At 70.9% G+C, this 10,772-nt stretch carries 15 protein-coding genes; 3 read left to right on the forward strand and 12 right to left on the reverse strand.

All coding sequences use genetic code 11. The features are described from left to right. Positions 1-62 precede the first annotated feature (62 nt). Positions 63-1,613: an alpha/beta hydrolase gene (locus ACF1DX_RS05465; protein ID WP_391789921.1), complete on the forward strand. Its 1,551-nt coding sequence runs from the start codon at positions 63-65 to the stop codon at positions 1,611-1,613. Positions 1,614-1,738: 125 nt separating this feature from the next. Here ACF1DX_RS05465 and ACF1DX_RS05470 read toward each other — a convergent pair whose 3' ends face one another. The 11 genes from ACF1DX_RS05470 to ACF1DX_RS05520 all read right to left on the reverse strand — a co-directional run bounded on the left by ACF1DX_RS05470 (position 1,739) and on the right by ACF1DX_RS05520 (position 8,650). Then, positions 1,739-2,974 (reverse strand): tyrosine-type recombinase/integrase, encoded by a 1,236-nt coding sequence (locus ACF1DX_RS05470; protein WP_391789922.1) that lies wholly within the window; start codon positions 2,972-2,974, stop codon positions 1,739-1,741. Then, positions 2,974-3,171 (reverse strand): helix-turn-helix transcriptional regulator, encoded by a 198-nt coding sequence (locus tag ACF1DX_RS05475; protein ID WP_391789923.1) that lies wholly within the window; start codon positions 3,169-3,171, stop codon positions 2,974-2,976. The genes ACF1DX_RS05470 and ACF1DX_RS05475 overlap by 1 nt, the downstream gene beginning before the upstream one ends. A gap of 2 nt (positions 3,172-3,173) precedes the next feature. Continuing rightward, positions 3,174-4,640, reverse strand: coding sequence for a replication initiator (locus ACF1DX_RS05480; RefSeq protein WP_391789924.1), 1,467 nt, complete (start codon positions 4,638-4,640; stop codon positions 3,174-3,176). Further along, the gene (locus tag ACF1DX_RS05485; protein WP_391789925.1) at positions 4,633-4,818 is read right to left on the reverse strand and encodes a hypothetical protein; all 186 of its coding nucleotides are present in this window, start codon (positions 4,816-4,818) and stop codon (positions 4,633-4,635) included. Before ACF1DX_RS05485 ends, ACF1DX_RS05480 begins: the two co-directional genes overlap by 8 nt. Positions 4,819-4,903: 85 nt before the next feature. Continuing rightward, positions 4,904-5,455 carry a GGDEF domain-containing protein gene (locus ACF1DX_RS05490; RefSeq protein WP_391789926.1) on the reverse strand — a complete coding sequence of 184 codons (552 nt, stop codon included), beginning with the start codon at positions 5,453-5,455 and terminating at the stop codon, positions 4,904-4,906. An 89-nt stretch (positions 5,456-5,544) separates the two neighbouring features. After that, positions 5,545-5,868 (reverse strand): SpdD-like protein, encoded by a 324-nt coding sequence (locus ACF1DX_RS05495; RefSeq protein WP_391789927.1) that lies wholly within the window; start codon positions 5,866-5,868, stop codon positions 5,545-5,547. A 12-nt stretch (positions 5,869-5,880) separates the two neighbouring features. Continuing rightward, positions 5,881-6,036 (reverse strand): hypothetical protein, encoded by a 156-nt coding sequence (locus ACF1DX_RS05500; protein WP_189480439.1) that lies wholly within the window; start codon positions 6,034-6,036, stop codon positions 5,881-5,883. Between the two features lie 12 nt (positions 6,037-6,048). Next, positions 6,049-6,240 (reverse strand): mobile element transfer protein, encoded by a 192-nt coding sequence (locus tag ACF1DX_RS05505; RefSeq protein WP_391789928.1) that lies wholly within the window; start codon positions 6,238-6,240, stop codon positions 6,049-6,051. Positions 6,241-6,261: 21 nt separating this feature from the next. Continuing rightward, positions 6,262-6,918 carry a DUF2637 domain-containing protein gene (locus ACF1DX_RS05510; RefSeq protein WP_391789929.1) on the reverse strand — a complete coding sequence of 219 codons (657 nt, stop codon included), beginning with the start codon at positions 6,916-6,918 and terminating at the stop codon, positions 6,262-6,264. A 19-nt stretch (positions 6,919-6,937) separates the two neighbouring features. Then, positions 6,938-8,293, reverse strand: coding sequence for an FtsK/SpoIIIE domain-containing protein (locus tag ACF1DX_RS05515; RefSeq protein WP_391789930.1), 1,356 nt, complete (start codon positions 8,291-8,293; stop codon positions 6,938-6,940). A gap of 3 nt (positions 8,294-8,296) precedes the next feature. Further along, entirely contained in the window at positions 8,297-8,650 is a 354-nt protein-coding gene (locus ACF1DX_RS05520) for a hypothetical protein (RefSeq protein WP_345579935.1), read from the reverse strand. A gap of 157 nt (positions 8,651-8,807) precedes the next feature. Here ACF1DX_RS05520 and ACF1DX_RS05525 point away from each other — a divergent pair, with 157 nt between their 5' ends. Continuing rightward, positions 8,808-9,539, forward strand: a complete 732-nt coding sequence (locus ACF1DX_RS05525) for an XRE family transcriptional regulator (protein ID WP_391789931.1) — start codon at positions 8,808-8,810, stop codon at positions 9,537-9,539. Between the two features lie 28 nt (positions 9,540-9,567). Next, a complete protein-coding gene (locus ACF1DX_RS05530; RefSeq protein WP_391789932.1) occupies positions 9,568-10,038 on the forward strand; it encodes an NUDIX hydrolase in 471 nt (156 codons plus the stop codon). Here ACF1DX_RS05530 and ACF1DX_RS05535 read toward each other — a convergent pair. After that, on the reverse strand, positions 10,026-10,586 hold the full coding sequence (locus tag ACF1DX_RS05535; RefSeq protein WP_391789933.1) for an HDIG domain-containing metalloprotein: 561 nt from the start codon (positions 10,584-10,586) through the stop codon (positions 10,026-10,028). The two genes, ACF1DX_RS05530 and ACF1DX_RS05535, sit on opposite strands and share 13 nt — an antisense overlap. Positions 10,587-10,772: the final 186 nt, after the last annotated feature.

Consider the following 10,772-nt stretch of genomic DNA (forward strand, 5'->3'; position numbering starts at 1 on the left):
CCCCTTACCTCGTACGGCCCGTGCCCCGCGCGTCCCGCTCCGGACGGCAGCAGGATGGGATCATGCCCCGCCCCTTCCGTCCGCGTGCCGCCGTCCCGACCGTCTGCGCCGTGCTGCTGTCCGCGCTGCTGACGGCCTGCGGTGAGGGCGACGACAAGGCCGAGGACCTGACAGGACAGCGGCTCGACTGGAAGGACTGCCCGGCTCCCTCCCAGGAGCAGGGCGGGGGCTCCGCCCCGTCGCCCCTGCCCGGCGGCCGGGGCGGATGGAGCTGCGCCACCATGAAGGCGCCGCTGGACTGGGACGACCCCGCGGGCGACACCATCGGCATCGTGCTGATCCGGGCCGGGTCGAGCGGCCCGGCGAGCGAACGCATCGGCTCGCTGATCTTCAACTTCGGCGGCCCGGGCGGCTCGGGCGTCACCGCCCTGCCCGCGTTCGGCGAGGACTACGCGACCCTGCGCACCCGCTACGACCTGGTGAGCTTCGATCCCCGCGGGGTCGGCCGCAGCGCACCCGTGACCTGCCTGGACGACCGGCGGCTCGACGCGTACCTCCAGCAGGACGCCACCCCCGACGACGCCGCCGAGCGCACGGAACTCCTGGACGGCACCGAGAAGTTCAACGCGGCCTGCGAGAGGAACTCCGCGCGGGTGCTGCCGCATGTGCGCACCACGGACGCCGCCCGCGACCTGGACCTGATGCGCCAGGTCCTCGGCGACGACACCCTGCACTACTTCGGTGTCTCCTACGGCACCGAACTCGGCGGCGTCTACGCCCACCTGTTCCCGGAGAAGGTGGGCCGCGCGGTGTTCGACGCGGTCGTCGACCCCACGGAAACCGCGGAACAGGGCTCGCTGGGACAGGCCCGGGGGTTCCAGCTCGCGCTCGACAACTACGCCGAGGACTGCGTCTCGAGGACCGAGGAGTGCCCCGTCGGCGACAGCGCGCAGGACGTGAAGGACCGCATCGCCACACTGCTGAAGAACCTCGACCGCACGCCCGTCCCCGGCGTCTTCCCGCGCGAACTGACCCAGACCGCCGCGACCAACGGAATCGTGCAGGCCCTGTACTCCCAGGACTTCTGGGAGCTCCTCACCGACGGCCTGGAGCAGGCGTACGACGGTGACGGGACGATCCTGATGGCCCTCTCCGACTCGATGAACGGGCGCGGCGAGAACGGCGAGTACAGCAACCTCGTCCCGGCCAACGTGGCCGTCAACTGCGCCGACGACGAACCCCGCTACACCCCTGAGGACGTGGAGCGCCGGCTGCCCGCGTTCCGGGCCGCGTCCCCGCTGTTCGGGGAGTACCTGGCGTGGGGGATGACCGACTGCGCCGACTGGGCGGTGCCCGGGGCCGCCGAGCATCCGGATGTCCACGCCCCCGGCGCGGCTCCGATCCTGGTGATCGGCAACACCGGCGACCCGGCCACCCCGTACGAGGGGGCGCGCAGGATGGCGCGGGCGCTCGGTGAGGGCGTGGGTGTGGAGCTGACGTACGAGGGGCAGGGGCACGGGGCCTACAACAGCGGGAACGCGTGTGTGCAGGACGCGGTGCACGGCTATCTCCTGGACGGCACGGTGCCCGGGGACGGCCAGATCTGCTCTTGACGACGACGGGGGCTCCGGGCACTCGTGGTGCCCGGAGCCCCCGTCGGCTCGTGTGCGTACCGGGGCCGGTCAGTAGACCGGCAAGTCAGGACGCACAGCGCGTGACCTGCATGTTTCCCGCGTCCTTACCCTTCCTGGGCCGTCGTGGGGCCGTCATCGGTGTCGGGGCCGTCCGCGAAGGCCCGGTTCACCGCCTCCCGGGTCCGCTTCTCGCTGCTGGGCATCAGGTGGGTGTACGTGCGCAGTGTGAAGCCCGGGTCATGGTGCCCGAGGTACTCGGACAGGGCCTTGACGCTCTCCCCCGCGTCCAGGAGGACGGAGGCGTAGAAGTGCCTCAGTGCGTGCATCCCGCTCGCCCGGCCGAAGGGCACACCCGCCGAGCGGAGGGCCGGCCGCCAGGCCCAGCGGTTGAAGTCGTTGCGGTTGACCGGACGGCCTTGATCCCGGTGGAAGAGCAGTGACGCCGTGACCGGCTCTCCGTCGACCACCCGCCACGGCAGGGTCACAGCGGCCGGCGGATGCTGGCTGATGTGTTCCTCGACCGACCGGGCCACGCTTTCGGGCAGGGGGACCGTGCGCGTCCTGCCTCCCTTGGGCGGCGCGAACACCGCGCGGTGGCGGATGAGCTTGACCTGCCGGTCCACGTGAACCACTCCCTCGATGAGGTCCACGTCCTCGACCGCCAGGCCCAGGACCTCCCCCTGACGCAGGCCGCAGCCACCGGCCAGGTCGACCATGGCCCGGTGCTGCTCCGGTAGGGCCAAGCGAACCGCGAGCACGCGGTCACGCGACCACGGAACGATCCGGCGGGGGTCGAGCTTCGGAGCCCGCACCGACGACGAACGGCAGGGGTTCTCAGCGATCAGGCGGTCATCCACGGCCGCTGTGAGCATGGTGGAGAGGTTCGCGAAGATCACCCGCTGATAGGTGGGTGCGACTCCCCCGTCCTGCAGCTTCCGCAGCCACTCACGGATGTGGGTCGGCCGCAGGGAGCCGAGGGTGCGACTCCCCAGGTACGGCAGGACGTGAAGGCGGATGCGCTGCTCGGTGCTCACGAAGGTGCCGGGGTCCATGGTGAGCGATGCCAGCCACCGTTCGGCGTGCTGCCGGACGGTGAGGCGACCGGCTTGCGGGTCGATGTACTGCCCGCGCGCCATGTCTGCTTCGATCTGGGAGAGCCACTGCTCGGCGAGGCGCTTCTGGCGGTCCGGGAAGCTCTTGGACTTCTCGGTGCCGTCGGGGCCGACGTAGCGGGCCCGGTAGCGCAGGCCGGTGCCGTGGCGGTCGGTCTTGACCTTGTGGGTCTTGCCGTCCGGGCCGGTCTCGGTCCGGTACCAGCGGTCTTGGATGTGTCCGGCCATCAGGCGGCCTCTCCGATCTGGGAGTCGACCCAGGCCCGCACGTCGGTGGGGTCGAAGCGGAGGTGCCGGCCGACGCGGAAGCCGCGGGGACCGGTGCGCTTGCGGCGCCACTGGTAGACCGTCTCGACGCTGGGCAGCTCGAACATCTCGACCAGGTCCTCAGGGGTCAGGAACCGGTTCGGCAGCTGTGAGGCCATGGTCAGCACTCCCTTTCGTCGGCGAGTTGGTCGCGCAGTGCTTCGCGGGCGGTTTCACGGTTGAGCTGGAGATTGCGGGCGATGGTGGCGGCGAGGACGGATTCACCGGGGGTGTGGCCGTGTCCGGCGTACTGCCAGTCGGCCAGGACCAGGACGGTGTCCGGCTCAGCGTCCTCGAGGCCAAGGGCGGCTTGCTCCTGGGCGGCGCGGTAGTCGGCGCGGGCCTGGCGGAGCGCGCCAAGGGTGGTCGAGTAGCGCCGGGACTTCGAGGAGAAGTGGCCTCGGAAGCCGAGCATGTGAGCCCAGCGGGCCAGCTGGCGGTCGGGGTAGAGCGGTTGCAGTTGGGTGCACGCGGCCATGAGGCGGCGGGCGTGGTCGGTGACCTCCAGGCGGTCGAGATCTTCCCGCAGGCCGGTGCCGTCGCAGGTGGTGCAGCGGCTGAGGGCGGAGCCGACGCGGTCGTAGCGGCGGGACCGGCCGGTGCCCCGGCAGGCGCGGCAGTGGATTGGGCTGTCGATGGAGCCGGTGTTCTCGGCGGCTTTGGTGGCGTACTTGGCGACATAGGAGGCGACGGCCTGTTCGGTGATGTCGGAGCCGTCCCCGAACGCCTTCACGGGGCGGACGTCGAGCTGGGTGCCCCAGCGGAAGGTCCGGGCGGGCTGGTCGGCGGCGGCCGGGACGGAGACCGAGGTGTAGGAGTGCGCGGCAGTTGCGCGGATCGCGTCGGCGAGCAGCTGCACGGTGGCCCAGGATGGTGGCGGGGTGCTCGGGCCGTCGGGTCCGTCGAGGCGGATCACGGCATGGAAGTGCACGGCACCGCGCTTCTGGAACTCGGCGACCTTGCCGTACGACAGCCGGGCGGCCTCCTTGAGCTCCCGTTGGGTGAGGCCGGCGCGGGCGGCGATCTCGCGGCGGAGCCGGTTGGTGAAGCGCTGCCAGAGCTGCCCGGCGTGGTTGTTGAACAGCACCGCGCCCGCGTAGTCGTACGTGCTCGGGTCCAGGGCGGTGCCCAGCTTCGGGGCGTCCGGGGCGTGGCGGGTGCCACAGCGGCAGGTCCCGTGGTCGGGCCGGTTGTGGACCGGGCCGAACGAGGGTGCGGTGAGGGTGGCGAAGACGCGCGGGTGGTCCCGGACAGTGGCGGGGATGTCGCGGCGGTCGTCCCCGGCCAGGCCCGCGCGGATGAGGTGGTAGGTGTCGCCCGCGTAGGTCCAGGCGCAGGACGGGCAGCGGGAGGCGCGACGATTGCCGCAGGCGACGCGTAGTCGTCCGCCCGGCTCACTCTCGGTGGAGTAGTGATGCAGGGTCTGGCCGGTGGTCTTGTCCTTGTGGATCGTCCAGCCGGTCAGGTGGATCGGGTCGGAGCAGCCGCCGGTACGGCGGATCTGCTCTTCCCAGCGGTGGTAGTCGACGGCCGAAGCCACCCTCAGCAGGTCGCCGAGGGTGGCCGGGTCGAGCAGCGTCTCAGGCACCAGCACCCTCCCGGACGCGGCGGGCGGGAACGGTGCTGGTGCCCTGACAGGCCGGGCAGTGCGCGGTGATGGTGCGCAGGTGACCGCGCGGGTCGCGGCCGCCGAGGGTGACGGCGACCGTGGCGAAGCCGTCGCAGTCCGGGCAGATACGTCGTGCGGGCGGGGTGTCCTGGGCCATGATGGTGGTTCCTTTCGATTGCGGTTGGAAGGAACGGCCCCGGGTGGCGGCGTGCTTGGCGGCTTGTGCGCCACCCGGTGGCCGGTCAATGAGAGAGGCGGGAGCCCCGGCGGCCACGGCCCTTGGCCGCGTACATGGCCGCATCGGCGGCGGCGAGGGCATCGGTCAGCAGCGGCACCGGCAGCTCGGCGACGCGGCAGACACCGACCGAGGCAGCCAACGGCAGCGACCTTCCGGCGTAGTCCAGCGGCCGGTGCAGTGTGGCGGTGAGCTCATCCCGGTCGACGATGGCCAGGTCCCGGACGACGGCGACGAACTCATCCCCGCCCAGGCGTCCGGCGGTGCCGTGGCGTCCGCACCAGGCCCGGAGCCGGTCAGCGGTGGCGACAAGGGCGGCGTCCCCGGCGGCGTGACCGTAGGTGTCATTCAGGGCCTTGAAGTGGTCGAGGTCGACCAGGAGCACGGCGGCGGCCGGGTGCCGGCGGATGCGGTGTTCGGCGCGGGCGGTCCATCCGGCGCGGGTGTGCAGGCCGGTCAGCGGGTCCCGGCGGGCGGAGGCGAGCCGGTGGGCGAGGACGCTCCCGTGCACGGCCCAGCCGAGTAACGGCACCAGGGCGGCGGCTATGTGCAGATCCATGACGTTCTCCTGTGGCGATGGCGGTTGGCGGAGTGCGGTCCCGGAGGCGGCGGCGTGCTTGGCGGCTTGTGCGTCGCCTTCGGGACCGGTCAGCGACGCTTGGCGTCGGAGGCGAGCAGCGAGCGCAGGACGACGGCGCAGACGGCAACCGAGACGGCGGTGATGGCGACCGCCAGGAGCATGGAGACCAGAACGGCGCCGACGACCAGGACGACGGCGGTGCCGCCGCCGACGAGGGCGAGTGCGGTGCCGGGGGTGAGCTGGACCGTGGGACGCGTCGGCACCGGGGCCGGGGCGACCGGAGCCGGTGACATGGCCGGGGTGCCCGGCGTGATGATGGTCGGTTCGATGACCGCGGGCGGGGTGACCGTGCCGGTGGGCTGGGGCATGGTGGGCAGCTTGGGCCGGAACATGGGCGGGTCTCCTTACTTGACGGCGGTGTCGATGACCGGGGCCAGGAGGCTGTCGGCGAGGAGGTAGCCACCGAGGAGGAGCACGGCGATGAGCCACCAGGGCGGGCGGATGAGCTTGACGCCGAGGACTCCGACGACCAGCAGTGCGAACCAGAGCGGGACATCCATGACGGTGGCCTCCTAGCGGACGCAGCAGCGGTGGGTTCGGGCGGCGAGCTGGGCGGCGGACTGGCTGGTGTAGTCGGCGGACCAGCCGCAGCCGTCCGAGCTGCACACGGCGGCGTGCTTGGTGGTGCCGTGGCGGTCGCGGTGGGTGCCGATCTGCACCGGGCCGATCCGCATCACGGAGTGGAAGAAGTCACGAGTAGGCATGGCGAGTCGTCTCCTTTCGGGTCAGGCGAGCTGGGCGGCGATGGCGTCGGCCAGGTGCGGCGGGACGCCGAGGCGGGCGCGCAGGGTGTCGGTGTCGATCCGGGCACCGGTGCGGGCGTGGTGGTCGTCGGCGACCTTGCGTGCGTGGTCCACCAGTGCGGCCGGGACCGGAACGGCCGGCGGTGCCGGGGCCGGGTCGGCGGCCGGGAGGGCGGGAGTGTCGTCGACGGCCGCCACCGGTACCGGTTCCGGGTCCGGCTCAGCGGCGACGACCGATTCGGGCTCCGCCTCGGGCGCAGGGTCCGAGGCGTGGCCCGCGGGTGAGTGGGCGAGGAGAGTGCCACCCATGAAGGCCAGGGCGGGCCAGGCAGCGACCAGGATGCGCAGCCAGGCCGGGACGTCGCCGAGGTCGAGGAGTCCGGCGGTGGCGACGTTGGCGCCAAGCGAGGCGACCAAGGCGATGAGGAACCAGCACCAGGCCAGCCGGGACGGCCCATCCATGCGCAGCCGACGCCAGGCGGCGACCAAGAGCAGGTCCACGGAGACCGGATACGCCCAGGCCTTCCAGCCGTCCTGCCCAGCAGCGGCGGCCAGGTCGTGCAGGTGGGCGAAGGACAGGGCACCGGCGATGATGGCCTGGACCAGGACGGCATCCACGCGAAGAGCGGTCCGGGGCATGACAGCTTCTCCTTCCGGCTCAGGCGGCGGCCGATGCGGACTCGACAGCCGGGACCGGGACCGGGGCGAGGGTGCCGAGCGCGGGCCGGAACGGCGCCAGGGCGGGCAGGTCCGGGGTCAGGTCGGCGTGCCGGTTACAGACGTTCACCGCGTGCCGTAGCGAGGTGTGCGGGGCGCGGATGCGGGCCCAGCCGCCGGCCGAATCGCCGGTGACGGCGACGCCGGGGGTGTCGGTGGGGATCTGGATCGCGGCCAGCACGGCGTCCGGGGCGATGTCGCCGAGGGCCATGTTCGCCGAGGATTCGTCGTTGACGCGGTGGGCGGTGCGGCCGGTGAGTTGGGCGCGGAGCATGGTGATGCCCTTGCCGAGTTCGGAGCCGAAGCGCTGCCCGCAGATCTCCAGGTAGATGCCGGCCGCGCGGCCGAGCTGGGCGAGGCGGGCCAGGGCGGTGATGATCCGGTCCCGGCGCTTCTCGTCCTCCTTGGTTGCGAAGAGGGCGAGTTCGGCGACCTCGTCGACCAGGACCACGATGGGCACCGGGCGCAGGTCCTCGGGCAGGTCCCAGATGTCGGCGGCGATCTCCGCGTCCGGCACGTCGGCGGTGATCCGCTGTTCGGCCCGGATGAGCTGGTAGACGTCCTGCATGTGGGACACGAGGGCGTCGAGGAGTTCGGCGGCGGTGTCGGGATTGTCGGCGAGCGCGGAGAACCGGCGCGCCAGCGGGAACAGCTCAACGCCTTGCTTGCAGTCGATACCGACCAGGGCAACACGCTGTGGGGCGAGCGCGGCCACGAGGGTGCGCTGATAGACCGACTTGCCGGACTCCGTGGCCCCCACGGTGAGCCCGTGCGGCACGGTGCGGTAGTCGCGGTAGTGCACAGCCCCGTCCTCGCGCAGGGCGACTGGGACCCGCATCGGACGGGTGTCGACGTGCGCCGGCATCTGCACCCGCTTGAGCACGTCGTAACCGGTCATGCGCAGTTCGACCACGCCCGAGCGCAGTTCGCGGGAAGTGACGCCGTACATGGCGAACGAGTGCCGCAACCGGTCACACGAGGCGGCCACGTCGAAGGCGTCCTGACCAGGGCGGAGCTTGAGCCGCAGTACCAGACTGGTGCGGGTCACCCGGACCCGCAGGATGCGCGGAGCGCGAGGGCCGGGAACGGGCCGGTTGGTCATCCGGGCCAGCGCCAGGCGCCAGCGGGGAGCCGGGACGGTCAGGCCGCAGGCGTCCATGACCGAGCCGTAGCGGACCAGGACCCGCAGCGCGGCGAGGGTGACCCCGAAGGTCAGCCAGTACCAGGCGGGACGCCGCCACCGCAGGAGACCCGCAGCGGCAACGACCAGCACCAGGGCGACTAACAGCCACGTCATGGCTCAGGCCGCCTTCGGCTTCGAGGCACCATCGGCAAGGGAGGTGACGGCGATCGCGCGGAAGGCGATGCCGTGCCGCTTCTGGCCGTTGAACTCGTTCTCCCACGGCGAGGCGACCAGGCCGGTCAGCACGACCGGGGTGCCCATGGCCAGGTCCTCGGAGACGCCGGGCTCCGGAACGGTGAGCTTGAGGATCTCCACCTCGTCGGGCGTGGAGAACATGACCTCCACGGTCATCAAGGCGGTGCCGTCCTTGTCGAGGGCGATCTCACCGGTGCGGCGGTCCTTCACCTTGGGCTGCGGGGCCTTGGCGACCATCACGGTCGCGTTCGCGGTGTCCACGGGGATCTGACGCATCGTCTTGTCTCCTGTTGAGGCGAGGTATTGACCGACATTCCGTCGGTGAGATCAGGAGACCGTGAGAGGGGATGGACGCATCACCGTCCGTATGGACGTTTGGGGACGTCTGAGCTACCGTCAAAACGTCCCTAGGGGTCCTAGTGGAGGGCACGTCATGGCGAACGAGCGTCTGCGCGCGGCGATTTCAGCGAAGGACGAGACGATCCAGTCCGTTGCCGAGCACGTCGGGGTGGATCCCAAGAGCGTCGAGCGTTGGATCACCACCGGCCGCACCCCGCACCGCGGGCACCGCTGGAAGGCGGCGAGCTTCCTCGGAGTCGATGAGGTCTACATCTGGCCGTCCGTGGAGAAGCAGGCGGAGAAGGCCAGCACGTCCGAGCTGATCACGTACTACCCGCACCGTGGCGCGGTGCCCGCCCCGCTCTGGTCATCCCTGATCGAGAAGGCGACGGACCAGGTCGACATCCTTGTGTACGCCGGACTGTTCCTCTTCGACGGCAATCCGGACCTGCCCGACCATCTGGCCGAGAAGGCGAAGGCTGGCGCCCAGATCCGCATCCTGCTCGGCGATCCCGACTCCGAAGCGGTCCGCCAGCGTGGCGAAGAGGAGGGCATCGGCGGCGACCTGGCCGCACGTGCCCGCATCACCCGGCGCTATCTCGAGCCCGCCATGTCGACGCCCGGTGTCGAAGTCCGGTTGCACGACACGATCCTCTACAACTCGATCTATCGGTTCGACGAGGACGTTCTCGTGAACCCTCACGTCCTCGGAGCTCCCGCCGGCCAGAACCCGGTGATGCACTTCCGGTACCTCCCCGGAGCGCGGACCTTCCGGCACTACATGCGGAGCTTCGACTACGCATGGGAGCGGGGCCGGACGGCATAGCAGGCCCCGGACGTGCAACGCTGAACACATGGCCCGTGTCGACTACTTCAACGATCCCAACGCCCCGAAGGCGAACAGCCTCGTCCCCTCCGTGACCGCCGTGGCCCGCAACGAGGCCGGGGAAGTCCTGCTGATCCACAAGACCGACAACGATCTTTGGGCCCTGCCCGGAGGCGGCATCGACCTGGGCGAGTCAGCGCCCGACGCAGCCGTACGCGAGACGAAGGAGGAGACCGGCTTCGACGTGGAGGTGACCGGCCTCGTCGGCATTTACACCAACCCCGGGCACGTCATGGCGTACGACGACGGCGAGGTCCGTCAGCAGTTCTCCATCTGCTTCCACGCCCGCATCACCGGCGGCCAGCTGCGGACGAGCAGCGAGAGCAAGGAAGTGGCCTTCGTCGACCCGAGCAAGCTGGACGAGCTGAACATCCATCCGTCGATGCGCATGCGGATCGAGCACGGCCTGGCCGACCGGGCGGAGCCCTACATCGGCTGATGCGCCATGCGGTCGCGGGTCCGCTCGACAGCGCCCCGGAGGTACGGCCGCGCCTTGCTGATCGCGTTGTGCACCTCGCTGCCCGGCTCGTAGCGGACCAGGATCTCGTCGATCCGAGTGTCGAAGTCGAAGGGCTGTCCGGCGGGGCCGGTCGTCATGTCAGCGAAGATCAAGGCGTCCAGGACCGGCGAGTCTTCCCTCTCATAGACGGCCAGCTCTGCCGACAGTCCGCGCTGCTCCGCCTCGTACACGGCTCCGGAGTGGTGAGCGACCAGCCGCACCAGGCGCGCCGGCGCACCTAGCGATTCGAGGTGCCGAGCACCGTCGAGGGGATGAAACCCGGTGTCACGCAGCTCGGGCGCGTAGCCGAGGTCATGCAACCAGGCAGCAGCGACGAGAAGATCCCGGTCCGCCTCAGACACAGCCGCGGAAGCCTCGCAAGCCCGAGCAGCCACGGCCTGAGTGTGCAGCCAGCGGTTCCCGAGCGGAGGAAGCAGGGACTCGGCGAGTTCGGCCGCTCCCTGGGGCGTGTCCAGTGCAAAAGGCATGCATGGAACGGTAGCCGAGCCGAGCAGAGAGCCGACAGTCCACCATCAAGCGATTGCCGATCAGAGCGCGGTAAGACTTTCCCTACTTCATCGAGAAGATCCCGGTCCGCCTCAGACACAGCCGCGGAAGCCTCGCAAGCCCGAGCAGCCACGGCCTGAGTGTGCAGCCAGCGGTTCCCGAGCGGA

Origin of the sequence: Streptomyces sp. NPDC014676 (genome assembly GCF_043084105.1) — a bacterium.
Classification (GTDB): Bacteria; Actinomycetota; Actinomycetes; order Streptomycetales; family Streptomycetaceae; genus Streptomyces.

Coding starts and splice junctions, on each gene's coding strand:
- ACF1DX_RS05465 (WP_391789921.1), top strand. CDS start 63: ATGCCCCGCCCCTTCCGTCCGCGTGCCGCCGTCCCGACCGTCTGCGCC.
- ACF1DX_RS05470 (WP_391789922.1), bottom strand. CDS start 2,974: ATGGCCGGACACATCCAAGACCGCTGGTACCGGACCGAGACCGGCCCG.
- ACF1DX_RS05475 (WP_391789923.1), bottom strand. CDS start 3,171: ATGGCCTCACAGCTGCCGAACCGGTTCCTGACCCCTGAGGACCTGGTC.
- ACF1DX_RS05485 (WP_391789925.1), bottom strand. CDS start 4,818: ATGGCCCAGGACACCCCGCCCGCACGACGTATCTGCCCGGACTGCGAC.
- ACF1DX_RS05490 (WP_391789926.1), bottom strand. CDS start 5,455: ATGGATCTGCACATAGCCGCCGCCCTGGTGCCGTTACTCGGCTGGGCC.
- ACF1DX_RS05495 (WP_391789927.1), bottom strand. CDS start 5,868: ATGTTCCGGCCCAAGCTGCCCACCATGCCCCAGCCCACCGGCACGGTC.
- ACF1DX_RS05500 (WP_189480439.1), bottom strand. CDS start 6,036: ATGGATGTCCCGCTCTGGTTCGCACTGCTGGTCGTCGGAGTCCTCGGC.
- ACF1DX_RS05505 (WP_391789928.1), bottom strand. CDS start 6,240: ATGCCTACTCGTGACTTCTTCCACTCCGTGATGCGGATCGGCCCGGTG.
- ACF1DX_RS05510 (WP_391789929.1), bottom strand. CDS start 6,918: ATGCCCCGGACCGCTCTTCGCGTGGATGCCGTCCTGGTCCAGGCCATC.
- ACF1DX_RS05515 (WP_391789930.1), bottom strand. CDS start 8,293: ATGACGTGGCTGTTAGTCGCCCTGGTGCTGGTCGTTGCCGCTGCGGGT.
- ACF1DX_RS05520 (WP_345579935.1), bottom strand. CDS start 8,650: ATGCGTCAGATCCCCGTGGACACCGCGAACGCGACCGTGATGGTCGCC.
- ACF1DX_RS05525 (WP_391789931.1), top strand. CDS start 8,808: ATGGCGAACGAGCGTCTGCGCGCGGCGATTTCAGCGAAGGACGAGACG.
- ACF1DX_RS05530 (WP_391789932.1), top strand. CDS start 9,568: ATGGCCCGTGTCGACTACTTCAACGATCCCAACGCCCCGAAGGCGAAC.
- ACF1DX_RS05535 (WP_391789933.1), bottom strand. CDS start 10,586: ATGCCTTTTGCACTGGACACGCCCCAGGGAGCGGCCGAACTCGCCGAG.